This window comes from Streptomyces sp. NBC_00457 (assembly GCF_036014015.1).
Classification (GTDB): domain Bacteria; phylum Actinomycetota; class Actinomycetes; order Streptomycetales; family Streptomycetaceae; genus Streptomyces.
Genome location: NZ_CP107905.1, coordinates 10,131,163 through 10,155,720 on the forward strand (window position 1 = coordinate 10,131,163; position 24,558 = coordinate 10,155,720).

At 68.5% G+C, this 24,558-nt stretch carries 19 protein-coding genes and 2 pseudogenes; 9 read left to right on the plus strand and 12 right to left on the minus strand.

What is annotated here, in order from left to right; all coding sequences use genetic code 11:
* Window positions 1-26 precede the first annotated feature (26 nt).
* From OG828_RS46200 to OG828_RS46240, 9 genes are all read right to left on the minus strand, one after another.
* Entirely contained in the window at window positions 27-1,205 is a 1,179-nt protein-coding gene (locus tag OG828_RS46200) for an MFS transporter (RefSeq protein WP_328442074.1), read from the minus strand.
* 26 nt (window positions 1,206-1,231) lie between these two features.
* Window positions 1,232-1,996, minus strand: coding sequence for a VOC family protein (locus tag OG828_RS46205; RefSeq protein ID WP_328442075.1), 765 nt, complete (start codon window positions 1,994-1,996; stop codon window positions 1,232-1,234).
* A 77-nt stretch (window positions 1,997-2,073) separates the two neighbouring features.
* Complete coding sequence (gene asnB, locus OG828_RS46210; protein WP_328442076.1) at window positions 2,074-3,942, minus strand: asparagine synthase (glutamine-hydrolyzing); 1,869 nt, start codon at window positions 3,940-3,942, stop codon at window positions 2,074-2,076.
* Between the two features lie 78 nt (window positions 3,943-4,020).
* Window positions 4,021-5,214, minus strand: coding sequence for a cytochrome P450 (locus OG828_RS46215; RefSeq protein WP_328504548.1), 1,194 nt, complete (start codon window positions 5,212-5,214; stop codon window positions 4,021-4,023).
* Between the two features lie 129 nt (window positions 5,215-5,343).
* Window positions 5,344-6,402 (minus strand): class I SAM-dependent methyltransferase, encoded by a 1,059-nt coding sequence (locus OG828_RS46220; RefSeq protein WP_328442078.1) that lies wholly within the window; start codon window positions 6,400-6,402, stop codon window positions 5,344-5,346.
* A 38-nt stretch (window positions 6,403-6,440) separates the two neighbouring features.
* Entirely contained in the window at window positions 6,441-8,240 is a 1,800-nt protein-coding gene (locus OG828_RS46225) for a gamma-glutamyltransferase family protein (RefSeq protein WP_328504549.1), read from the minus strand.
* A 63-nt stretch (window positions 8,241-8,303) separates the two neighbouring features.
* The gene (locus OG828_RS46230) at window positions 8,304-9,758 is read right to left on the minus strand and encodes an FAD-binding protein (protein WP_328442080.1); all 1,455 of its coding nucleotides are present in this window, start codon (window positions 9,756-9,758) and stop codon (window positions 8,304-8,306) included.
* 353 nt (window positions 9,759-10,111) lie between these two features.
* A complete protein-coding gene (locus tag OG828_RS46235; RefSeq protein ID WP_328442081.1) occupies window positions 10,112-10,555 on the minus strand; it encodes a hypothetical protein in 444 nt (147 codons plus the stop codon).
* A gap of 19 nt (window positions 10,556-10,574) precedes the next feature.
* On the minus strand, window positions 10,575-11,210 hold the full coding sequence (locus OG828_RS46240) for an ISAs1 family transposase (protein ID WP_328442082.1): 636 nt from the start codon (window positions 11,208-11,210) through the stop codon (window positions 10,575-10,577).
* Between the two features lie 776 nt (window positions 11,211-11,986).
* Between OG828_RS46240 and OG828_RS46245 the strand changes: the two genes are divergently transcribed.
* The 3 genes from OG828_RS46245 (at window position 11,987) to OG828_RS46255 (ending at window position 15,752) form a co-directional block, all read left to right on the plus strand.
* A complete protein-coding gene (locus OG828_RS46245) occupies window positions 11,987-13,744 on the plus strand; it encodes a B12-binding domain-containing radical SAM protein (protein WP_328442083.1) in 1,758 nt (585 codons plus the stop codon).
* Between the two features lie 203 nt (window positions 13,745-13,947).
* Window positions 13,948-14,187 (plus strand): acyl carrier protein, encoded by a 240-nt coding sequence (locus OG828_RS46250; protein WP_328442084.1) that lies wholly within the window; start codon window positions 13,948-13,950, stop codon window positions 14,185-14,187.
* Window positions 14,184-15,752: a class I adenylate-forming enzyme family protein gene (locus tag OG828_RS46255; protein WP_328442085.1), complete on the plus strand. Its 1,569-nt coding sequence runs from the start codon at window positions 14,184-14,186 to the stop codon at window positions 15,750-15,752. The genes OG828_RS46250 and OG828_RS46255 overlap by 4 nt, the downstream gene beginning before the upstream one ends.
* A 596-nt stretch (window positions 15,753-16,348) precedes the next feature.
* On the opposite strand, the pseudogene OG828_RS46260 reads toward OG828_RS46255, so the two are convergent.
* The 3 genes and pseudogenes from OG828_RS46260 to OG828_RS46275 all read right to left on the minus strand — a co-directional run.
* A pseudogene (locus tag OG828_RS46260) lies at window positions 16,349-16,921 on the minus strand (ATP-binding cassette domain-containing protein); the annotation flags it as partial.
* A gap of 170 nt (window positions 16,922-17,091) precedes the next feature.
* Window positions 17,092-18,527, minus strand: a pseudogene (locus tag OG828_RS49760) (ISKra4 family transposase).
* A 2-nt stretch (window positions 18,528-18,529) separates the two neighbouring features.
* Window positions 18,530-18,928, minus strand: coding sequence for a hypothetical protein (locus OG828_RS46275; protein ID WP_328504551.1), 399 nt, complete (start codon window positions 18,926-18,928; stop codon window positions 18,530-18,532).
* Between the two features lie 451 nt (window positions 18,929-19,379).
* Here OG828_RS46275 and OG828_RS46280 point away from each other — a divergent pair, with 451 nt between their 5' ends.
* The 6 genes from OG828_RS46280 to OG828_RS46305 are packed head-to-tail and all read left to right on the plus strand — an operon-like array spanning window position 19,380 to window position 24,558.
* A complete protein-coding gene (locus OG828_RS46280) occupies window positions 19,380-19,898 on the plus strand; it encodes a VOC family protein (protein ID WP_328442089.1) in 519 nt (172 codons plus the stop codon).
* Window positions 19,895-20,800 carry a hypothetical protein gene (locus tag OG828_RS46285; RefSeq protein ID WP_328442090.1) on the plus strand — a complete coding sequence of 302 codons (906 nt, stop codon included), beginning with the start codon at window positions 19,895-19,897 and terminating at the stop codon, window positions 20,798-20,800. The genes OG828_RS46280 and OG828_RS46285 overlap by 4 nt, the downstream gene beginning before the upstream one ends.
* Window positions 20,797-21,690 (plus strand): LLM class flavin-dependent oxidoreductase, encoded by an 894-nt coding sequence (locus tag OG828_RS46290; RefSeq protein WP_328442091.1) that lies wholly within the window; start codon window positions 20,797-20,799, stop codon window positions 21,688-21,690. The genes OG828_RS46285 and OG828_RS46290 overlap by 4 nt, the downstream gene beginning before the upstream one ends.
* Window positions 21,687-22,511, plus strand: a complete 825-nt coding sequence (locus OG828_RS46295) for a hypothetical protein (protein WP_328442092.1) — start codon at window positions 21,687-21,689, stop codon at window positions 22,509-22,511. The genes OG828_RS46290 and OG828_RS46295 overlap by 4 nt, the downstream gene beginning before the upstream one ends.
* Window positions 22,508-22,747 carry a hypothetical protein gene (locus OG828_RS46300; RefSeq protein ID WP_328442093.1) on the plus strand — a complete coding sequence of 80 codons (240 nt, stop codon included), beginning with the start codon at window positions 22,508-22,510 and terminating at the stop codon, window positions 22,745-22,747. Before OG828_RS46295 ends, OG828_RS46300 begins: the two co-directional genes overlap by 4 nt.
* Entirely contained in the window at window positions 22,744-24,558 is a 1,815-nt protein-coding gene (locus tag OG828_RS46305; protein ID WP_328442094.1) for a non-ribosomal peptide synthetase, read from the plus strand. Before OG828_RS46300 ends, OG828_RS46305 begins: the two co-directional genes overlap by 4 nt.

Here is a 24,558-nt window from a genome sequence, read left to right on the forward strand (position 1 = left end):
CATGGGGGGGGTGGACGGCATGCGGCTCATGGCGTCACGCGGACTTCCTGGCGTCCTTCGTGGCGAGCCCAGGTGCGCTTCCGGAAATCGGGGATGAGGGTGAGCAGCCCGAGGAAGGCCATGGCGGCGCCGCTCCACAGCGGCGCGGACAGACCGTGCCCGGCGCTGATCCCGAGGCCGCCGAGCCAGGGGCCGATGGCCACACCGACGTTGATCGCGGACCCGTTGAGGGAGTTCACCAGAGTGCCGTTGTTGGACAATGCCATGACGCGGGTGGCCATCGCCGGGTTGAGCGGCAGCCCGACCAGGCCAAGAAGGACGGTGCCGACGATCACCGGTACCTGGTGGGTGAGCGTCAGCGCGAAGCCGGCCAGCACGAGGGTCAGCGCGGTGAGCCCGCCGACGAGGATCGGCCTGGTGTAGCGGTCCGCGTACCGCCCCACGACGGCGTTGCCCACCACGGTCGCCAGGCCGTACACGGCGAACAGCACGGGAACGGTCGACCGCGAGAAGCCGCCGGCATCTGTGAAGATCGGCGACAGGTAGGTGACGCCGGTCACGGCCGCCCCGATGACGAGGGCGTTGGTCGCATACGCGCCCCACAGCCGTCCGCTGCGGAGAGCCTGGATCTCCGTCGGCAGGTCGAGCGTCTGGGTCTCTCCGCGGTCCGGGACCTTCAGCACGACCGCGGCGATGCACACGAGGGCCAGGGCGCCGACGATCCAGAAGCTCGCCCGCCACCCGAGGTGCTGCTCGATGAGCGACGCGGCGGGCAGGCTGACGACCTGGGCGATGGTGAGGCCGCCGTAGAGGACCGACATCGCCCGGCCGCGGTACTCGGCGCCGACGAGCTGCACGCAGACCGCGGCGGCCACGCCGAAGAACGCGGACGCGGCCAGCGCTGTCACCACGCGTGCCACCGCGAGCACCCAGTAGCCCGGGGCGAGTGCGGCGATCGTCTGGCCGATGGTGAAGACGACGAGCAGCCAGATCAGTGACCGCTTCGGTGGAAGCTCGCGCATCGCGATGGTCAGGGACGGGCCGCCGACGACCATCCCCACGGCGAAGATCGAGATCAGCCACCCGACCGCGGCGACGGAGACGCCGAACTCGGACGCGATTCCGGAGATCAGCCCGGCCACCATGATCTCGGTGGTGTTGAGGGTGAAGATCGCGACACCCAGCACGTACACGGCAAATGGCATGACTATGTCTCTTCCACGAACCGGCTTCACTCGGCCGTCGGCAGGGCGAACGTGCTCCACCGGTTGCCGAAGGGATCGAGGAACTGTCCGACCACCACCCCGTTCGCATCCGAGACGGGACCCATCACCCGGCGTCCTCCGGCCGCCTCGGCGCGCTCCAGCACAGCCGGGACGTCGGCGACGCGCACCCCGGGGATCGCGTAGTCGGCCATGCCGTCGAGAACGCCGCCGATCTCACTGGACGCCCCGGGCGGCACAACGCCGTAGTACGCCACGCTTTCGACAGCCTTGTCGCGTTCGGTGGTCCAGCCGAACGCCCTCTTGTAGAACTCCTGCGTCGTGACGAGGTCGGTGGTCCCGATCTCGAAGAACCCCATGGCGTTCAGCACGGGGGCGGCGTCGCGAGCAGCGGCCGGAGCCCGCCGCGCGGCGGGCTCGAACAGCCCGAGCCGGTTGCCCCGCACGTCGATGACCACCGCGTGGATGTCGCCCGCGGGCGTGCGCTCGGGCTGCTCGGCGAGCGCCGCGCCGAGCGGCTCCAGGCGGCGGACCTCCGCCGCCGCGTCGGAGCAGATGACGCTGATGCACAGGGTGTCCCGGCCGCCGCCGCGCAGCGCCCCCATGCTCGTTGCGGCACCGGGTGCGGTGATCGTGCGGTACGTGTCGTCGCTGCCGAACGAGTTGAAACTCCAGCCGAAGAGCTCCTGGTAGAACTGCCGGCTGCGGGACGGGTCGGTGGCGGTGATCTCGAACCAGCCCACCATGGCCGGGTGGGAGTCCGACGTGCTCATCAGCACTCCTTGCTTGTCGGATGATGCTTGCCGGGTGGTGTTTCGGGCGCGGGGGGGGGAATCCGTGGCCCGGGGGCTCAGCCCGTCAGGTCGAGGCTCACGTCGCAGGACTGAAGCCAGAAGTTGAGCCGCACGGGGGTTTCGTCCTGGAGCGCGCGCTTGGCCATCGACGACGGCGCGTCGGGCGATGCGTCGAGCGCCTCGTGCATCGCGTCCCGGTCCAACAGCGGCAGCGCCGGGGAGTTCGGTTCCGCGACGATGCTCTTCAGTTCTTGGAGTATCGCGCGGTCGTAGCCTGCGTCCAGGGTGGACGGATACGGGGCCTTGCGGCGCTCCACGATCGAGCGAGGGAGGAGATCCTTGGTCGCCGCGCGCAGCAGGCTCTTCTCGTGGCCGTCGAAGGTCTTGAGCGACCAGGGCACGTTGAAGACGTACTCGACCAGGCGGTGGTCGAGGAACGGCAGACGCTCCTCGACGCCGTTGGCCATGCTGAGCCGGTCCTTGCGGTCCAGGCAGATGGGCATGAACCGGGTCAGGTTCAGATAGGTCGCGGTCCGCATCCGCCGCTCCATGCCAGTCTCGCCCGGCAGATGCGGAACCTCGGCGAGGGCCGTCCGGTACTGATCGGCGATGTACTCCGAAAGCCTCAGCTCCTTGACCAGATCGCGGTCGAGGAACGCGGTGGACTGCTCCTCGACCGTCTTCTCTTGGAGCCCGTGCCACGGGAAGGTGTCCGCGTGCACCGCCCGCTGGTCGTGGAACCACAACAGTCCGCCGAAGGACTCGTCGGCGCCCTCGCCGGACAGGACGACGGAGCACTCGTCGCGGATCGCCCGGAACAGCAGGTAGATCGAGGGGCCGTGGTCCCCGATGCCGTAGGGCAGGTCCAGGGCCTTCCACGTCGCGCTCAGGACGTGCGGGGCGGCGAGGTCGGGGGTGTCCAGGACGATCTCCCGGTGGTCGGTCCCGGCGTGCCGTGCCAGCTCCGCCACGAAGGGCGCGTCCGGGGCCGCGCGTTGCGGCTCCGGCTTGAAGTTCTCGACCTGGCCGACGAAGTCCACGGAGAAGCTCCGGAGGCGTTGCTTCCGGGTGGGGTCGAGGATGCTCTGTCCAAGGGCGGTCAGCGCGCTGGAGTCCAGCCCTCCAGAGAGCAGGGTGCACAGCGGGACGTCCGCAACCATCTGCCGGGTGACGATGTCTTCCAGCAGGTCACGTACGGTCCGGATGGTCGTCGGCTGGTCGTCGGTGTGCTCCCGGGACTGCAGTTCCCAGTACTTCTCCTCGGAGCGGTGTCCCTTGCGGACCCGGAGAAGATGGCCGGGCCGTACCTCGTGCATGCCCTTCAGGGGTGTCTGGCCCGGAACGCGGAGGAACGAGAGGAGATCTCGCAGCCCGTCCAGCGACAGCACCGCCTTGCTCTCCGGGTGGGCGAGGATCGCCTTGGGCTCGGATCCGAACAGCAAGCCGTTGCCGGTCGGGTAGTAGAAGAGCGGTTTCATCCCCAGGCGGTCCCGGTACAGCAGCGCCTCGTCGGTACGAGCGTCGAAGATCGCGAAGGCGAACATTCCGTTCAGCCGCTGCACGAAATCCGGTCCCCACTCAAGGTAGGCCCGGAGCACCACCTCGGTGTCGCACCGGGTCCGGAACGGATGACCGAGCGCCTTGAGTTCCTCGCGGAGGTCGAGGAAGTTGAACACCTCGCCTGTGTAGCTGATCGCGGCCAGCGGCCTTCCGTCGGGTGTCGTCTCCGGCGTGACCATGGGTTGGGCGCCGTTGCCGGGATCCATCACCCCCTTGCGCCGGTGGCCCAGGGCCACGTGGGGGCTCAGCCATATGCCCTCGCCGTCCGGCCCGCGCGGGGCCAGGGTGTCCACCATCCTCTGGAGGACCTGGCCCTCGGTGGTGAGATCGCGGTAGTAGTCGATCCAGCCGGTGGTTCCGCACATCGCGTTCTCCTTTGACGTACGCGCAATGAACTCGGAGATATTCGGTCGCCGACGGACGCCCGTCGGACATCGCAGGCGTCAGGTGACGCGGATCGGCAGGCGTTCCAGGCCCCGAATGATGTTGTTCGGGGCGCGGACGGGCTCACCGGCGAGGTCGATCTTCTCGACCCGTGAGGCGAGCGCGTTGAAGAGGGCGTGCGCTTCCATCGTGGCCAGTACCCGCCCGGGGCAGTTGTGGACGCCGAAGCCGAAGGCAACGCTGTCCGAAGGGTTCCGGCTCACGCGGAAGCGGTCGGGGTCGGGGTAGTGGCGCTCGTCCCGGTTGGCCGAGCCGTAGGAGAGCACCACCCTGGACCCCGTGGGGATCATCACGCCGTCGAGGTCCACGTTGCACGTGGTCACACGCGTGAAGGACTGTATCGGCGCCTCCATGCGCAGGCCTTCGAGAAAGGCGCCGGGGACGGTCGTGGGGTCCTGGCGGACTTTGGCCCACTCGTCCGGGTTCCGCGCCAGCAGCCACAGAGTGCTGGAGATACCCGCGATGGTCGTGTCCACCCCGGCGCATGCGTAGGCGCTCATCGTCATCAACGCCTCGTTCTCGGTGATATCGCCGCGGCCGACCGCTTCCCAGACGATCTGGCCGAAGCTGTCGGGGAGCAGTTTCTCGGGCGTCGCCTTGGTAGTGAGGTACTGCGCGAGCGCCTGTACGTCGGGCAGCGATGAGGCCTGGTGGTCGCTGTAAGGGCCCATGTAGTTGAACGCGCCGAGGGCCCAGTCGAGGATCTCCTCGCGTTGTTCGTCGCGGGGGAACCCGATGAGGTCGAGCACGATGTCCACAGGCAGCCTTTGCGCGAAGTCCGTGACACCGTCGAACTCCCCCCGCCGCACGAGGTCGTCGACGGTCTGACCGGCGAGTTGCTCGAGGTCGCTGGCGACCTTGCGCACGTACTTCGGTCGGAGGGCGTCGGTGAAGACCGTGCGGACCTCGCGCTGCCGCGGCGGGTCCATGCCCAGGAGCGACCCTTCCATGGCTTCGTTCGTGGTCGGGTTCATCGCGATGCCCTCGGCCGAGCTGAACCGTTCCCAGTCGACGAGCGCCGGGCGGACGTGTTCGTAGCGGAAGAGACCGTAGAGGTCGTACTCGCTCAGATAGACGGCGGGACCGAGGCCGCGTAATGCCGCGTAGTGGGGGTAGGGGTCCATCAGCGCCGTGGTGGAGAAGAGTTCTACGTCGCTCTCGGGTATCGAGCTCGACGTCTTTGCGGTGGTCACGTCTGGATCCCTCCAGAGGGTGTGAGTGTTGATCCGGGGTCGTGCGCGCAGGGGGCCGGGCAGGACCACCGCCGCGGCCGCGTCGCCCCGTCTCGCCGACTGCCGCGGCGGTTGCGTGCGGCGTCGGCCTCAGCTCGGTGGCGCCACGAGGTCGTAGAAGCAGATCCGGGGGCCGGCGCCCGGCCGTGTGTAGACCTGGCGGCACTCAAGGCGGGACTTCTCGAAGACGTCGAACCAGGCGGACCGGTCGCGGGGGAGCCCCTGTCCGCTGAGCACGTGGATCAGGAAGAAGTCGTCGTCGTTCTCCCGGCCGTCGAAGCGCAGCTCCGGCTCCCCGACCAGCAGGACCTTCAGATGGGGGAACCTCGCCGAGATCTCGTCCAGCAGGTCCACGACGGCCTGCTCGCCGTGCCGGAAGTGCTCGTGGAGCGCGCTCATCATGCACAGGCCGTCAGCCTCGGCGCAGACGGCCGGCCAGGTCTCGGGCGCGAAGGCGTCCCCGACGACGAACTCGACCCGGTCGGCCACCCCGGACCGCCTGGCCAGGTCATTCGCCCAGGCGATGGCGTCGGGGGAGTTGTCGATGCCGATGCCGGTCAGCGACGGGTCGCGCAGGCAGGCGTCCACGATCAGTTGCCCGCCGCCGCAGCCGACGTCGAGCACGCGCCGGACCTTCCGTCCCCGCATGGCCCGCAGCACGGCCGGGGTGTGGAAGAAGGAGAACAGTGTGGCGCAGTGCGCTCCGAGCGCCGCGCCGTCGCGGACGACGTCCTTGCCGTAGATGGCCTCACCGGTGAGCAACTCTCCGATCCGGCTGGTGACTTGGCCGTAGGCCTCGACGTAGACCCCGAGCCGGGCCAGTGAGACATCGGTCGTGAGGCACTCCCCGAGCTGGGTCAGGAAGTACTCCTCACCACGGGTTTCGAGGATGCCCCGGCCAGTCAGGTAGCGCAGGAAGCCGGTTCCGATGTCCGGGTCGAGCCCGGCCAGCAGGCCGTTTCCGGGCTGCCGCGGTCCGCTGCGCAACCGCTCCAGCAGAGGGGTGGCGGACAGCGCGTGCACCGCATGGCAGACGTGCATGGCGCTGATCATCTCCGGCAGGTCGGACAGCGTGAACTTCTGCCATTCCCGCCGCTGTTCCGCGTCCTGCAGTTCGACGATCGGCGGCGTGCTGTTGGTGAGCGTCACGGGCCCTCGTCCTCTCACGGGTCGGTCGGTGTCGGTTGCTAGGTGCACACGGCGTAGGCGTGCCTGCCGCGGGGGCTGGCGGCCGCACGGACGAACTCCCCGTCCGGGGTGAACCCGGCCGTGCAGACCCGTCCGAGCGAGTAGGCCGGCACGAGTTCCAATTCGTGGCCGCGCCTGCGGAGCGCCTCGACGGTCTGCGGATCGCAGGTCTCCTCGACGACCAGCACCCCGGGGCGGTACGCGTGCGGGGTGAACGACGCGGGGACCTGGTCGGTGTGGAAGACGGTGGTCTCGGTCGACTGCTGGAGATCGAGCCCGAACTCGACCGCGTTGAGGAAGAACTGCAGCGTCCACTGGTCCTGCCGGTCGCCGCCCGGTGTGCCGAAGGCGAGGAACGGACGTCCCTCCCGGAGCACGAGGGTGGGACTGAGGGTCGTTCGCGGCCGTTTGCCGGGCTCCAGCGAATTCGGGTGACCCTCCACGAGGTACATGGACTGACCCCGGGTGCCGAGCGGGAAACCGAGACTGCCGATGGCCGGCGAGCTCTTCATCCATCCGCCGCTGGGCGTCGCCGCCACCATGTTGCCGTGCCGGTCGGTCACGGTGACCGTGCACGTGTCCGCCTTCGCGGTCGTGGCCCGGAGAATCGTCGGAAGCCCGTTGCGCAGTTGGGACATCAGCTCCGAGTCGGGCCCGGCGTCGTCCTGTGTGGGCAGGGGCGGGATGAACGGTGTGCGGCCGTTGGGGGCCCCCGGCCGGAGGGTCAGTGCGGCTGAGTCCCCGACCATGGCGCGTCGCCGCAGGGTGTAGTCCTCGCCGAGCAGGGTGTCCAGCGGCACGTCGGTGAAGGCGGGGTCGCCGTACCATGCCTCCCGATCGGACATCGCGAGCTTCGTGCACTCCACCATGGTGTGGAGGTAGTCGGCACTGCCCTGCCCCATCTCCCGCAGGTCGAATCCCTCCAGCAGCGCGAGTTGCTGGAGGAACACCGGACCCTGTGACCAGGGACCGGGCTTGAAGACCCGGTACGGGCCGTACGCACGGCTCGGCGCGGTCGCCACGGTCGGCTCCCAGCGGGCGAGGTCCTCGCCCGTCAGCAGCCCCCTGTTCCGCCGGCCGGTCGCGTCGAGCATGGGCCCGGACGCGAGGAAGTCGGAGATCTCCTGCGCCACGAAGCCCTGGTAGAAGACGTGATGGGCGGCCTCGATCTGGGCTTCGCGGTCCGAGGAGGCGGACTCGGCGGTCTTGAGCAGACGCTGGTAGGTCTGGGCGATTGTGGGGTTGCGGAATCGGCTGCCGGCGGCGGGGGAGGGGCCGCTGGTCAGATAGGTCTCGCCGGATCCGGGCCACTCCTCGCGGAACAGCGGGGCGAGTGTGGAGATGGCCAGCGCGGTCTCGGGAAGCAGGGGGAAGCCCCCCTCCGCGTAGCCGATCGCTGGTGAGAGGACGTCGGCGAGACGCATGGTCCCGAACTCGCGCAGCAGCCGCATCCATCCACCGAACGCGCCCGGCACGCAAGCGGGCAGGAGCCCGGAGCCCGGGATGCTGCTCAAGCCGAGCCGGTTGAACGCGTCGATGCTCGCTGCGTGGGGCATCGGGCCCTGGCCGCAGATCTCCTGGACGTCGTCGCGTCCGGCCCGGTGCACCACGAGAGACACGTCCCCGCCGGGGCCGTTGAAGTGCGGTTCCACCACCTGAAGGACGAATCCGGCAGCGACAGCGGCGTCGAAGGCGTTGCCGCCGCTGGTGAGGATGCGCATGGCCGCGGAGGACGCGAGCCAATGGGTGCTGGCGACGGCACCGACGGAACCGTGGAGTTCCGGCTTGGACGGCAGCATGCGGCTACTCCCAACTGCTTCGATATTGACGTGGAGGCCGCGAAGCAACGGCCTCGGCCGGGTTCAGCTCTTTTCGGGCAAGTCCCTGGGGAAGATGCCCGGCCCCGTTCCGAGGAGGGCATCGGGGTCGTAGCGGTCCTTCGCCGCGTGGAAGGCGGGCCACGTGTCACCGAAGTGCGTGCGCCAGTCCTGCGCTGTGAACCGCACCGAGCCAATCGGATAGAGCACCGCGCCGTAGTGGTCGCGTGCCCGGGCGAACCAACGGTCGTTGCGGTCGAGCATCTCCTCGGCGAATCCCGGATCGGTCTCAGGGGAATCGGCGGTGGTGTTGACGTCGACGACGTACACCCACGGCGAGTCGTCCGGCTGCGGCCGCGGCGGGTGCGGCCTCGTCAGGTGCGAGCGCCGCTGCGGGTAGATGAGGCTGATTCCATACGGCCCGATGTCGCGCTCGGTGAGTGTCGGGTGCACCTCGGCGACGTAGTTCTCCACAGCGTTGCCGGGCAGCCACACGTCGTACCACGGCTTGGTCAGCCGGTCCCAGCCGAGGGTGTCCCGCCACTGGTCGACCATGCGGTCGATTGTGAAGACGTAGTCGAGGTAGGAGCTGTCGTCGATACTCGGCGTAGAGGTCAGCCCTGTGAGGGCCTCCTCGTCGCGGGGCGGGTCGGCGGGGTCGTAAAGGATGGTCGCGTACAGCTGGTGGGTCGGCTCGGCTCCCGGCGGCTGGAGCGTCGCGTAGACGTGGTCTATGCACGGCCGTTCGATGAGTGTGCGCATGTCGCTGAAGAACGCGGCGTTGTCGGTGTAGCCCAACAGGTAGGTCCGGGCACGCTCCTTCGCCGGCACGAGTTCGACGACGGCCTTGGTGATCACGCCGCACTGGCCGAGGCCGCCGAGGACCGCGTCGAACAGATCGGCCTTGTGGTCGGCGGAACAGCGCTCGATGTCGCCGGTCCCGGTCACGACCTCGAGCTCGCGCACGTGGTCGCCCTGGAGTCCGGTGCGCAGCGCGCCGACGAGCCCGCCGAGCCCGCCGACCGAGAGCGTGCCTCCCACGCTCAGCGAGGTGTATGCGGTGATCACCGGCGGCGTCCGTCGCGGGGTGCTCTCGAACGCGGCGTTGACCAGGTTCTTCCAGGCCACGCCCGCGTCGACCTCGGCGATGTCGGGACCGATCGAGTGGATCCGGTCCAGGGAGCGGGTGTCGATGAGGAGGCCGTCGGAGAGGGTCTGACCGAGGGTCGTGCTCGCGCGCCCCCGGACGGAGACCGTGATCCCGTGCGCACGGCAGAAGCGGATCATCGTGGCGACATCCCGTGCCGAGCGGGGCCGGAGCACCGCACAGGGTGTGCTCGTGGTGATGTTGCCCAGGTCGGTGGCGCAGGCCTGCCGGGACGCCCCGTCGGTCAAGAGCTCGCCGTCCAGCGCGGGGACGGTCTCGAACGAGGGGTCCGTCCCGCTCGTCGTGCTGTCCTGGGCGGTGCCCCAAAGCCGCTCGGCCGGGTCGTATCCCATGATTGCGGCGTTCCCAGGGGAATCCGAGCGGGTCATTGCCTCATCTCCTGACGTGCGATATCGGTTCGGTTCCTGAGCATTTCCAGTGATGAATGGGCGTCATATCCGCCTCGGAATTATCATCAGGAACGTCAACTTCCCCGGTAACTGCCTCGGTGGAATTCGTTCCTTGTCCGCCGTAGTAGCGTAGCGTGGCTTGCCGCTGGAGATCAGAAGGAATTCCTAAAGTTGCTGTCAGGGCTTTCTTAAGTTGCATATCGGCCGCGTGTGGCGCCTCATTTCCGGTGGTCAGCGCGATCGGCCCCGGGTGCCCAGTGCCAGGGCGGCGTCGTTCAGGGGTATAGCCGGGTTGATCATGCGATGCCATGGGAGATGAGCGGGCGGTTGGTGTCGCGGGCGTGGTGGCGGAGTCCGGCAGCGATGTTGGTGTGGTCGGCGAGTCGGAGTGCGCCGATGGCCAGGTTGCGCAGGGGTGCCATGGCGCGTGGTGCGGTGCCGGTGCGCACACGGGAGGCATCCTCGGCGTATGTGGGGTCCCTGACGTGGTGGATCTTGTTCTCGATGCCCGAGTGGTCGCGGACGCGCTGCGCGGCCTCGGTCGCGTCGGTCTGTTCCGCCGTCAGGTCGGTGACGCCGTAGACGGGTGACCTCGCCGGTCGTGACGATCCGGCGGCGGCGCACGATCTGCACGGCCTGCTCTGCGTGTGGAAACGAGATCCCGGTGACGGCGGCGGCCTGAACCGACGGATCTCGTCGCGGCCGTGCGCGGTGGCCCGGGTCCAGTCCAGGAGCGGCAACTCCCGCCACGGCCAGGGCCTACAGCCACCGGTGCAGGGTGGGCGGGTTGCCCTTGATCAGCACGATGTAGTGGGCGCGCTTGTCCTCGACGACGTAGCGTGCGTGCGCGATCTGCGAGTGGAGCGCGTCGAACGTGACCACCGTGCCGTGCAGGTCGAGCGGCGCGAGCAGGGGCCGGAAGACGGTGATCTCGTTGGTCTTGCCGTCCACCGCGCGCTGTGCGGTGACCAGGCCGGTCCTGGTCATCGCGGCGAGCAGGTGGACCTGGGTGCCGTCGGCGCGGCGGGCACCGCGCACGGTCTTGCCGTCCACCGCCAGGCAGTGCAGGGGCCCCTCTCCGTCTGCCGCCTCCTTGGCGGCGGTGCGCTCGCGCCGGGCGAGCCAGCTGCCGACGGCCGTATCCAGCGCGTCGCCGTCGATGCGCTGGAGGACGCGGCGCACGGTGGCCTCGGCCGGGGTGACGGGGCCGCGGTCAGGTTCCCGGCACGGGCCACCGAGCCGGGCCAGGACGGCGGGCGGGGCGTCGGCGGCCCACTCCGCGATCGCGGCCAGGGACTTCGCTCCGGCCAGAACCGCGCAGGCGGCCCGGGACAGGACGAAGGCGAGCGGGTGGCGCCGGCCCTGACATCGGCGGGGGGCGGGCACCTGAGCCACGCGGGTCAGCAGGCTGGGAAGGTCATTGGGTGCGGCCGGTGCGGCGTCGGTGTGTTGGCCCAGAGGGCCCGGGATGGGCGAGGATGAGCGGGCAGGCCGGGTCTTCCGTCGTGGTGATCAGGGACTCGACACCTCATGATCACCGGGAGCCGTGCCTGCCTCCGCATCGGCCCCAGGCGACCATCCCGCAGCCCTCCCCCGACTCCTGAAGCCTCATCAACCCAGCCACACCACCTGAACGACGCCGCCCTGTGCCCAGTGCTCAGTGTCCGTGTGCAGAACCAGTCAGCTTGCCTTGCCTCCCGGACGACGGCCGCCTGGTGGTTCCGTGCAGATCAGCAAGACATTCGCTCGAAACATTGTGGGGCAATGGTCGCCCGACAGCGACTTAAAACTCTTAAGACTGTCTTGAGAATCCTCTGATTGCCCTGGCGCCGTCAGTTGTGGAGACTTTAACAGTGCTGGCTGGTCGACCCGTCCAGAGGGGATCGGACACACTGACTCGCTTAGCGGCGGGAGCGATACGCCGGTCGAATCGAATCTTCGTGACGATGACGACGTCGCGTCGAGCGATGTCGCAGCCGATGCCGCCGCTGTCAGCGTGAGGGCAGCCAACCGCAGGCCGCATCCCGCCTGATGCGCGCGGCCGCCTCGTTGGGGCTGTGTGAGCCCCGAGAGCGAGCGACGCTTCTCTCTCACCGGCGAGGCCCACTGCTGCGCTCGGATGTGCCCGGCTCAATCTTGCAGGGCGAACTGTGGACCAAGGGAGGGTCTGGATGACTATCACGGATCAGCTATCAACGTCGCGACTCGAGGCCGATCTCTTCCTATTGCATGCGCCCAGCGTCTACGACTTCCGCGAGCGCGACGACATGCTGTTCGCTTATCTGAGCGACAGCGACAGCGTCAATGTCACCTCGGTCTACGAGATTTACCCAATCGGCTGGTTCTCGATAAAGCAGCGGCTGGCCGACTGCGGGTTCGACACGAAGATCGTGAATGTCGCCTCGTTAATGCTCATGCATCCTGATCTGGATGTCAAACGACTGCTCGCCCGCTTCGAGGCGCCGATCTTCGGGTTCGACCTGCATTGGATGGCGCACTGTCACGGCTCGGTCGAACTCGCGGCCCTCGTGAAAGAAGTGCACCCCGAAGCTCTCACCATCTTCGGCGGCATCTCGGCGACCTACTACGCCAAAGAACTGATCGAGTACCCGAGCGTCGACGTGGTCGTTCAGGGTTACGACACTCTCGACCCGGTCACCGAGCTGGTCACCAGGGTCCGGCAGGGCAACAGGGACTTTCGCTCCATTCCGAACCTGCTGTACAAGGTCGACGGCGAAGTCCAATCCACCGGCTTCTCGCACACGCCGGACAGCAACTACAACAACGTGCGCAACGACTGGTCGTATTACCGCGAGGCGGCTGACGGAGGGCCGTCAGCGTCCAAGCTCATCATGACCTTACCCAACACCGGCTGCGCGCATGACTGCGGCTGGTGCGGCGGGTCACGGTTCGCCTACCGCAACATCATGGGCGTTAAAAGGACTCTGGTGCAGAAGGACAACGACCTCGTCGTCGAAGAGCTCCGCACCATGCAAGAGGCGGCGAAGCACACCTCGATATACGCGCTCCAGTGTTATTCCGAGAACCGAACGCGGATGCACCAGTATCTGGACGCCGTGAAAGAACTCGGATACAAGAGCGTCCACTTCGAGCAGTTCAGTCTGACGCCATCCGACATTCTCAAAAAGATGGGCGAGTCCACAGATTCCTATATCATGCTCTCCCCGGAGTCCCACGACCTGAAGATCAGCAAGGCGGCCGGTCGCGGGAACTACACCATGGAGCAGATGGAGGAATGGATTCCTCGTGCCCTGGATGCCGGTGTAAAAGGCATCATGATCTGGTTCTTCATCGGCATGCCACACCAGGACCGGCAATCGGTGATGGACACGATCGCGTACTCCGAGCGACTCATCCGCAAGTTCGGAGGGTGGGGCGCCCTTCCGCTCATTTGCCCGATGGTGCCGTTCCTGGACCCGGGGTGCCAGTTCTTCGAAGAACCGGAAAAGCACGGTTACCGTATCCACCACCGTACGCTGGAAGAACACCGCCAGGCCATGGTCGAGCCACTGTGGCATCGGCGGCTGAACTACGAAACACGCTGGCTTGACAGGCGCCAGCTTCAGGACGTCTCCTACGAGGCGATCGCCCGCCTGGTGGAGATCAAGGGTGAGTACGGGGTGCTCCCGTCCGGTTTCTGCAAGGCCGTTCTCGGGACTATTGAGGAGACCCGGGAGCTGCTCGGGGAAATGGAACGAGCACTGCTGCTCGACAAGAAGATGCCGGCCGAACTCCGGGACGAGATTCGTAACTACAACCGCAAGGTCCTGGCCTATACGAACGACCAGATCATGCCGGTTCCCCGGCCGCTCGGCGGCCGGTGGTTCGATGATGCCACCGTCCCGCCACAGATGATCGAGGACATTCTGGCATCGTCGGCTGCCTCGTCTCCGGTCCGCGGAGCATAAATGAACTCACCGCCGCATATCCAGGGCGAATCAGCTGACCGTCTCCGGCCGTTCCTTGAGCATTGGCCGGGCGGACAGCGCAGGTACGGTGATGCCGGCCAGGCGCTGAGCGGGATTGAACGCGCTGACCCGGCCGTCGTGTCCGCGCCCAGACTGTCGCCAACACACTCCGATGGAAAATCGGTGAAGCAGAGGAGGATGTCGTGTTAACCGACCGGGATGTGCAGGAGCTGGTGGCAAGGATCCTGGAGATCGACGTTGCCGATGTCGGGATCGATAAGTCATTTTATGTGGATCTCGAGATGGACTCGCTCCACAAAGCGGAATTCATCGTGGCGCTGGAGCGTGCCTGCGGCGCGGAGTTCACCCCGGCGGATGCCGCAGAGATGGACAGTGTCGGTGACGTGATGCGGCTGCTTCGCGACCAGCAGCGGGTGCCATGAAGGCCACCACCGGAATTGCGAACCCGGTCGAGTTGCTGCTACTCGGCCATGCCGGCGACCGGCGCTGCGGCGTGGACCGCAGGGTCGGTGAGGTCACCTACGCCGACATGCGGGGTGCGGTGACGCAATACGCCGGGCGTCTGCGGGCTGCGGGGGTGCGGCCGGGCTGCCGTGCGGTCGTCGTCTCCGACGACTGCATCGCAGCGATCACCTCCGTACTCGCCTTGTGGTGGCACGGGTGCGTACCCATCGTGCTGCACCCGACGCTCCGGCCTGAGGAGATCGGCTTCATCGTGCGGGACAGCGAGGCGGAGTTCGCCGAGCTGAACGTCACCCCCGAGCACGAGGCGGCCCTGCGGGCCGAGCTGGGCGTGATCGACACGGAAATGCGCGCGGCCGGGCGCGTCGGGTTGCTCACCGAACTCGGCCCCAACAGCGTGGACCAGTCCACGCTCCCGCCGGCCGCCTTCCGCGAAACCGATGAGCTGCTGGTTCAGTACACCTCCGGCAGCACCGGCAGGCCCCGCGGCGTACGGCACTGCCTGCGGGCGGTGAACGCGGTCCTGCGCGGCGTCGGCAGCATGCTGGAGCTCACTCCGGACGACGTCGTGCTGTCCACGGCAAAACTGTCGTTCGGATACGGATTCGGGAACTCGCTGCTGTACCCGTACGCCGCGGGCGCGAGCTCGGTGCTGCTCGACGGTCAGGCGGACCCCTACCACGTGGCGGCGGCGCTCGACGAATACCGGCCGACCGTGCTGTTCTCCGTGCCTCGGCTCTACGACGGCCTGCTCCATCTCTCGGAACAGGGCAAGGCGATCGAGACCGGTTCGCTGCGACTGGCTGTGGCCGCCGGGGAGCATCTGCCAGGTCAACTGGCCACCCGTATCACCGAAGCGTTCAACGTGCCGCTGATCAATGGGTTCGGCGCTACCGAGGTCCTGCACATGGTCGTGGCGGCTGCCGTGGGGCAGGGCGGGGCCCCCGGTCCCGGATCGATCGGTTTCCCGGTTCCCGAGGTGACCGCGACCATTCGCGACGACGCGGGTCGGCCGCTCGGCGACGAGATCCCCGGCCGGCTGCACATCACTACGGAGTCGGCCGCGCTCGGCTACCTCAACCAGCCCGAGGACACCGCCCGCGCGTTCGCCGATGGCGGCGTCTACACAGGTGACATCGCGTTCCGCGCGACCAGCGGCGACATCTGCCACGTCGGCCGCGCCGACGACATGCTCCTGCTCGGCGGATACAAGATCGCGCCTGCCGAGATCGAGCGCGTGGTCCGAGGAATCGCCGAGGTCGCTGATTGCGCGGTCGTGGGCAGCACGGATCCCAACGGGCTCGAACAAGCCACGGTGTATGTCGTGGCGCGGGACCCGGCCCACCCGGACAAGGTCCGTAAGGCGGTCAGATCGGCACTGCGCGCCAGCCTGGCACCGTACAAGAGGCCGTCCCGGGTCGAGATCATCGACGAACTCCCTGTCACCGCCAACGGCAAGCTGGCCCGCTTCCGCCTCCGCCGCCAGCTTGGCGGTCCCGTCGGTAGTCCGGAGGGCAGGACATGAGCTGGGAGATCATCGGGATGAGCGCGGTATGCGCTCTGGGGGGACACTGTCGCCGGTATCCACGGCGCATTGTGTTCCGGACAGCCCGGCCTGGTACCGATTTCGACGTTCGACGCGTCCCGGTACCGCGCGGAGGCGGCGTATGAAGTGCCGGACCGGCTGCGCCCTGGTGTGGATGAACTGCTCCGGGCGGCCACAAGCTGGCTCGTCCGCGTGGTCCGGGAAGCCCTGACCGACGCGGGCCAGCCGGAACCAGAGCCCGGGCTGGCGGTACTGGTCGGGACCACGCACCGGGGGATGCGGATCGCCGAACTCTGGTGGCAGCACGACGGCCCCCTCATTGCCCAACTTCTGATAGCCGGAACTACCAGCATCTTCGGGCTTCATCGCTCTGTGCCTCCGGTCTGCGTCGGCCAAGTGAAGTCGGAGGACGGCGGGACAGGAGGGACCACGGTGTTCCTTACGGTCTTGGGGAGTTGGCTCAAGCAGGGCAAGCGGGAGGTGCCTGGGCCAGGCGGTCGGAAGTACGGGCGGTGGGGGTGCCGCCCACGGATGGGGCGGCACCCATGGGTCATCGATCCTGGGACAGTGCGAGCAGCCAGTGCGAGCAGCTGGGCGAAGGTGCCGTTGGCGGCGGCGAGGTCCTCGTAGCGGCCCTGTTCAGTGATCCGGCCCTCCTTCATCACGATGATCGAGTCGGCAACACGCGTGTTCTCCAGCCGGTGCGTCACAACGACCGTGGTGCGGTCCGCGGCCATCGCCTTGAGCGTTTCGAACGCCCGGTGCTCGCCTTCCGGATCGACCTGCGAGGTGGGCTCGTCCATGATCAACAGGTCCGGGAGCCGGTACAGGCCACGGGCGCAGGCCACGCGCTGCCACTGCCCGCCGGACAGCTCCACCCCGCTGAAGATCTCCCGTGCCAAAAGGGTGTCGAGCCCGTCAGGAAGGTCTGCGACCGCCTTGCGCAGGCCCACAGCGTCGATCGCCTCCCACACCGGGCCGTCGCCGTCGGTGCGGGGCTGGCCCAGGGTGATGTTCTCGCGAACCCGCAGCGGCCACTGCGCGAAGTACTGCGGCACCAGGCCGGTCAGCGCCCACACAGTGTCCGGGTCCACCTCGGTGAGGTCGGCACCGTTCCAGGTCACCTTGCCCTTGTCGGCCATGAGGAGCCGGCCTTCGCCCCCGCATCGCGTATGGGGTCGTGTGACTGGACGGCTCCGACGACGGGTGCGTGTCGGGTGTGGAGGGCGAGGGTGCCTCCGGCCCACAGTTCGAGGTCGTCGGCGTGGGCCATGACGGCTAAGACGGATGGGTGCAGATCCAATGAGGGTGCAGTCGATCAGGTGGTGGGTATGACTTGGTCGCGGTAGCGGGTCTGGTGGTTGCGGATGAACTCCTGCTGCTGGTGCTACGCCCAGTGGGTGTCGAAGTCGCCGTTGGCGCGGACGGCACGCAGCTTGAGCACGGCTTCAGCTCCGGACAGGCCCCAGCGGACGCCGGTGATGTCCAGGCGGTGGTTCACGGCCTCGTCGATGCCCTTGCGCTGGGCGCCGCGCAGTTGGGCGGCGCGGGCGGCTTCCTCGAGTGCGGCGGCGGTCTGCTGCACGCCGCCGCCCGGCAGGACCCGGGCGTGACGGGCGACCCGGCTCTCGGCGGAGGCATCGCCGCTGTCGTGCAGGCACCAGGCTGCTCGCCACAGATATTCGAGCACGTGGATGAGGTCGACGATGATGTGGACGTCCACGCCGCGCTGCCATGCTTCGGCCTTGATGAGGTCGTGTTGATGGCGGGCACCGTCGACCAGGACGACCCAGCAACGGCGGTGGGCGGGGTCGCGGTGCTCTGCCTGGTCGAACACGGCAGACACCACCTGCGCGGCGGTGTCGGTCACCGAGCCGCACAACCACTTCGACCGGGCTTTCGGCCCCTGGCGGCGCTCGGGCGCCGCGCCGTGGTCGGTGTCTTGCCGGTCGGGGCCGGCGATGATGTCGTCGACCGTGCGCGGCGCGGGTTCGGCATCGCAGACGGCTCGCAGGGTGGCCATCCGTTTCCTGCCGTGCTTCTCCCCGGACGCCAGCCGGGTCTTCATCGCGTTGCCGCCCTTGGCCGCCGCGGCCTTCGCGGTGTCCTCACGCAGCGCTTCGGGCCTGATCACCACGCCCTTGCCGTCCACGGACAAGATCAGCGGCGTGGCGTCGGTGCAGGGAGTCGGCACGAGGGCGTCGTAGAACGCGTCAATGTCCACCGCGGCGCTGACAGCGAGTTCCTGGGACCTGCCGGTGCCCGATGCCGGCGCCCGTGACGGCGTTGATCCGCTCGCAGGCGTCGGCGAAGCTGCCGCGGGCGGACTCGATCGCGGCGAGCCTGGCCAGCCCGTGCGAATGCATCCCGTCCGGCGGGTTCAGCACCCCGTCGGCCGGGTGCAGGTCCGCCACCCCGGTGCCGCGGTAGGCGATCCGGACCACGGTGACCTTGCCGAACACCGTGGCCAGAATCCGGCGCCGGCCCCGCTCGATCCGCGAGCGCCCGACACCGGCGCTGTCCACGATCTCTGCACGACGCGCCTCGTCCCTGGCCCGCAACGTCAGGTGGTCCTGGAACAGGCTGCCGGGTGACCTCGCGCATCCGTGCCCCCAGCAGATCCTCCAACTGCGCGCGCGTCATCACCGCCGCCTCGGGGGCCGCCGGCTCTGCACACGCCGCGGCGAACGGACCCGCCGAGACGGCGAAGGCGTCCTCACGCGCCGCGAGCGCACCCCTGGCCGGCCCGACCACGCTCACCACCCCTGCTTCCTGCCGTCGACCTTGAACAGCCCGGAAGAAGGCTCGGCCAGGATCCCGCGCTCCACGAGCCTCTTCAGCTTCGAGCGCATCCCCTCGACATGCCGCGGCTCGGTCCCCAGACCCAGGTGCGGGCAGATCTCTTTGCAGCGCATCGCCGCCCCCGAGGCCGCGAACAAAGCGATGATCTCCCGGTACTCCGGTGACATCACCGTCACGTCCAGCTCTGCCTCGGCCTTCACCAGCGCCACAGCGACCCCGCCGGCACCCCCACCCGCGGCATCCGCGTCCGGCACCGGCGAAGACGGCGCGGCCGGCACCTCCTCCACCGTCTCGCGCGCGATCTGCAACCGCGCCAGCCGCTCCTCAGCCCGCCTGGCCTCCAGTGCCTCCAACAACGAGGGCACACCACACCCACCCTCGCTCAGCACCCGCACGCCTCACGGCGGGCTCGACCCCGGCGACGGTGGAAGTCGGCAAGACCAGCTACATCCCGAACCTCTGCGAATCACCCCCAACGAGGCACCCCCAGAAGATCTGCACCCAAGCCTCATCAACCCGGCCACACCACCTGAACGACGCCGCCCTGTGCCCAGTGCTCAGTGCCCGTGTGCAGAACCAGCCAGCTTGCCTTGCCTCCCGGACGACGGCCGCCTGGTGGTTCCGTGCAGATCAGCAAGACATTCGCTCGAAACATCGTGGGGCAATGGTCACCCGACAGCGCCTTAAAACTCTTAAGACTGTCTTGAGAATCCTCTGATTTCCCTGACGCCGTCGGTTGTGGAGACTTTAACAGTGCTGGCTGGTCGACCCGTCCAGAGGGGATCGGACACACTGACTCGCTTAGTGACGGGAGCGATACGCCGGTCGAATCTCCGTGACGAAAGGGCTCCGATGAACGCGCTTGCCATCACGCCGAGAATTCACCATGTCGCCATTCAGACCGATGATGTGGAGTCCACGACCAGATGGTATGAGGAGTTCCTGGAGGCGACGGTGGAGTGGTCGCTCAGCACGTTTTCGCCGCTCACTCACTCGCGTCTCCCGGGGATCGAGAAGCTGGTCGAGCTGAAGGTGGGGGACCTGCGGCTGCACGTCTTCGACCGGGCTGGGCACACCCAGGACGGGCCCGACCAGCTCGGCTATCAGTTCCAGCACATCGGGATCACCGTGGACCGCCACGAGGACCTCGTCGAGCTTCGGAAGCGCTGGTGGCAGGTCCGGGAGCGGCACGGCATCCAGTGGAGGCGGGACGAGCCGCCGTCGGACATCGTGACCGACGACGACGGGATGCAGAGTCTCTACGTCCTGGATCCCAACGGCCTTGAGCTGGAGTTCATCTACTTTTCGGGTGCAGCGACATGAACGACGTACACGGGCGGCTGATAGGACCGGGCCAGATCGACTCTCCCGCGTTGCAGTTGCGCCCCTTGCTCTTGCCGGCACCAGGGCAGGAGTTCGAGCCGTCGAGTGAGGAGATCCTCGACGACGACACCGTGGAGCCGGGCATTCCGGAATACAGCATCTTTGGTGTGCACCCGGTCGACCCGGAGCGGATCTTCTGGTATCGGTGGATCACGGGACATCAGATCTCGTTCGCTTTATGGCGTGCGATGTACGACATCATCGGGTACCGCCGCGACAACATGCCGAGCGCTCCGGAGCTGAATACCCTGGCCGTCTGCGTGGATGCGTACAGTGCGATGCTGCTCTACTCGTCAACGGTGCCGCGAGCTCATTACCACAGCCATATCCGGCACCGTATGTCGCTGCAGCACCCGGCCTTCAGCGGCACCTGGGCGCCGGATTACCGGCCGGTCCGCCATATCTTCCGGGGCAAGTTGCCCTGGCAGGACAACCCGTTGTGCGCATCCCTCGCCGATGCCGTGGCGAGGAACGCCGCCACCCACGACTACATCGCCGCCCATCTCGTGCCGAACGGGCGCTCACTGCTTCAGCAATCCGCGCAGACGGTGAGTGCGACCGTGTCCCGCGAGAAAGAGGAGCTGTACGACAGCTTCTTCCTCACGGTGCGTCGCCCGATCAGCCGCGCCCAGTTCATCCGTCCTCTCCGCGTGCGCGTCGCGGAGGTGGGCGCGGACCTGGCACACAACGGCCTGTACCCGAACGTCGACGGGCACCATCATCCCGTCGTCACCGGGCCGTCCGGCGGAAGCACGATGACGCTGGTTCCCCGCGTGCTCAGCACTCTCGACGAGGCGACCCGACTGGTCGCCGGACAGCAGCTCCAGGGGGTGGGCGCATGAGGCACGGCATCGTGCTGCTTCCCGAGCACGAATGGAAGGTGGCGGCCGAGCGGTGGCGGGGCGTGGAGCAGCTCGGATACGACCACGCCTGGACCTATGACCACCTGATGTGGCGCTGGCTGGCTGATCGCCGGTGGTACGGCGCGATTCCGACGCTCACCGCCGCGGCGACGGTCACCCGCTCCATCGGACTCGGCGTCTTGGTGGCCACCCCGAACTTCCGGCACCCCGTGGTGCTCGCGAAGGAACTCGTGAGCGTCCATGACGTCGGCGAGGGACGTCTGATCTGCGGGCTGGGTGCCGGCGCGCCCGGGTACGACGCGAGCATTCTCGGAAGGGCGGCACTCCGCCCGCAGGAGAGCGCCGACCGGTTCGACGCGTTCATCCGCATGCTCGACTCCCTGCTGGTCCGCGGCACTGCGCACGAGGCATCGGCCTGGTACACGGCGTCCGGGGCGAACTTCCGCCCACGGGCCGAGGACGGGCGGCGGCTGCCCTTCGCGGTGGCGGCGACCGGGCCGAGGGGCATCGCGCTGGCCGCGCGCTTCGGGCAGTACTGGGTCACCTCAGGCCCGCCCTCCGACTTCAGCATGAGGCCGCTGCGTGAGGTCATGCCGGTCCTGCGGGAGCAGATGAGCGGCGTCGACGCGGCGTGCGAGCGCGAGGGACGAGACCCCGCCACGCTGAGCCGGTTGTTCGTGGCCGACGCGTCGGTGGGCGGTATCACCGGGTCCGTGGCCGCCTACGAGGACGCCGCCGGCGAGTTGGAGGAGGCCGGCTTCACCGACCTCGTCGTGCACTGGCCTCGCCCCGAACCGCCCTACCAGGGCGACGAGCAGGTCATCGTCGATTTCGCCGCCAAGCAGTCACTGGGTGAACGATGCACGTGACAAGGGTGGACATGTTCGGCACGGCCTCCGGTCGCGGCAGCGCGCTCGACGTGCTCGTCCCGGACGGACCGTGTGACGCCGACGCGGTCGCGTACGCCGCCGCGCACGCGCGCACGACCGACGAGTCGTGCGAGAGCGCGCTGGTCAGCGCGTGCTCCCGGACGGAGCGGACCTTCGCGACGCGCATTTTCAACACCGGTGGGGAGACGCCGTTCGGCACGCACTCGCTGGCCGGTGTGGCCGCCCTCTTGGTCAGCAGGGGGTATCTCGACCCGGGTGAGGTCGGCCGGACCGACGAGGCCGGGTGCCAGTGGCTGAGGACCGATGGCCGGGAGGTCGAAGTGCCGTTCACCGGGCCGGTCGTGGACCACGAAATCCCGGCCGATCCCACCGTGTTCCGCGGCTACGAGGGCACGCCGCGCGCCAGCGGGGTCGGCAGGGGGTTCACCGTGCTGCGCGTCTTTGACGATCCGCGGGCGCTGCCCGCTCCGGACGCCGCGCAGATGGCGGACCTGGGCCTCACCGATCTCACGCTCTTCCGATGGGACCCGGACCGCAGGGAGGTGCTGGCACGCGTCTTCGCCCCTGGGTTCGGCATCCCCGAGGACCCCGGTTGCCTCCCGGCGGCCTCCGCTCTGGGCCTCACGGCGCTGGGCCTGGACTCCGGCGACCGTGGTGCACCGGTGACGGTCCGCCAAGTGACGCGGCACGGTACCGAGGCGGTTCTGCGCTGCACCAGCTCGGTGCGCAACGGCGTGGCGCAGGTGCGGGTCACGGGGCGGGTCCGGGTCGACGGCGAGCGGAAAGCGGGTGCGGCATGACGGCACCTGCTGAGCCCGGGACGGCCATGCCGCTTGCGCGTGGGTGCCTCCAGCGGGACGCGGCGTACCTCGATGCCCTCGGAGTCCCGGTGACCGCACGGTCGATGGCCGACCGGGACCACTTCGACCTGCCGCTGAACCTGGCTGACCCGGCGACGCCGTTCGGCCGCGTCAGCCAGGTCCACCTGGGTCTGCAGGAATCCCCCGAGAATCGGAAGGGTGACTTCACGCGATGACACACCCAGTGAGTGCCACGCCGCTCCGAACCGCGGCGACGGTCGCCGCCGGCACTGTCGAGGCCACCACCGAGACGATCATCGACGCCTTCGAACGGACAGCGCGGGAGCACGCCGCGCGCGAAGCGATCTCCGACCGCGGTACGACACTGACGTACGCCGAACTGGACACCCACAGCAATCGGATAGCGCGGGTGCTGCGCGACCGCGGTCTCCCCCCGGGCGAGCGTGTCGGGGTGCACGTCGACCGCAGCCTTGCGACATTTCAGGTCTTCCTCGGTGTCCTCAAGGCCGGCCTCGTGGTGCTCCCGTTCAACCCCCGCCACCCCGCCGACCACAAGGCACGGATGTGCCGCATCGCCGAGCCGTCCCTGACGGTGACGGGGGCCGAGGCGGCCGACGGCATCCGCGGGGCCTGCATCCCGATCGACGACCTGCTCTCCTCGGCCACGGCGGCGTCCGGTGAACCCGTGCGGTGCGGGGTGAACGCGGACGCGCCCGCGTTCGTCCTGTTCTCCTCGGGCTCGACCGGCGAGCCCGAGGGCGTCGTCATCGCCCATCGGGGCATCGCACGGCTCTCCCGACACCTCGCCGGCTTCACACCGGGACCGGAGGACCGGTTCCTGCAACTCGCGCAGCCGACCTTCGCCGCCTCGACCACCGACATCTGGATCTGCCTGCTGCGAGGCGGCCGGCTCACCGTCACCCCGCAGGACATGCCCCATCTCGGCGCTCTCGCGCGGCTGGTGGAACGCGAACGGATCTCGGTGCTCAACCTCTCCATGGATCTGCTCAACCTGCTCGTCGAGCACCATCCGGAGGTCGTCGCCCGGGTCCGATCGGTGATCGTCAGCGGTGACTTCCCCTGCACGCGGTACGTCGAGCGTGCGCTCGGCGTCATGGCCGGTGACCTGTTCAACGCCTACGGGTGCACGGAGAGCTCCGCTATCGCCACGCTGCACCGGGTCACTCCGGAGGATCTCTCCACCGCCGAGATCCCGATCGGGCGCCCCCTGCCGGCCGTCGAGATATCGGTGCGGACGGAGTCGCTCGAGGAATGCCCGCCCGGCGAGATAGGCGAGCTGTGCATCGCGGGTGACTGCCTCGCGCTGGGATATCTCGGTGACCCCGAGTCCACGGAGCGCAAGTTCGTCCGCCACGAGGGTCGACGGCTGCTGCGCACCGGTGACCTGGCCAACCTGACCGGGGACGGCGAGCTGGTGCTGGCCGGCCGCACGGACCAGATGGTGAAGGTCCGTGGGTTCCGCGTCGAGCCGCGGCACGTGGAGTTGGCCGCCGAGACGGTGCGCGGCGTCGAGCGGGCGGTGGCGCAGGCCATGCCCAGCGACGGGGCGGCGGACCGGCTCGCGCTGTGGTGCGTGCCCGAGCCCGACCATGACCTGGTGGAGCGGGATCTGCTGAAGGACCTGCGGGGGCGCCTGCCCGACTACATGGTCCCGTCGGAGGTGCTCGTCCTCGACGCCCTCCCCCTCAACGCGAACGGCAAGATCGACCGCAAAGAGCTCGCGTCGTGGCTCGCGGCCCGCGTCACCGGCCGGTCCCGGGGCGAGGAGACGCAGGACCGGCTCGCCGCCGTCGTGGCCTCCACACTGCGCGACGTCCGCGACGGCGAGGAGATCGGCTTGGACGACGGTCTGCTCGAAAGCGGGGTCACATCGCTGCATCTGATCGACCTCGGCGCCCGGCTCAAGGACGTGGTGGGAGTCGCCCTGGCACCCGACGAGATCGTCGAGGCCGGCACCGTGCGCGGGGTCGCCGACCTGATCCGCACCAAGCGAGGCCGGGACTGA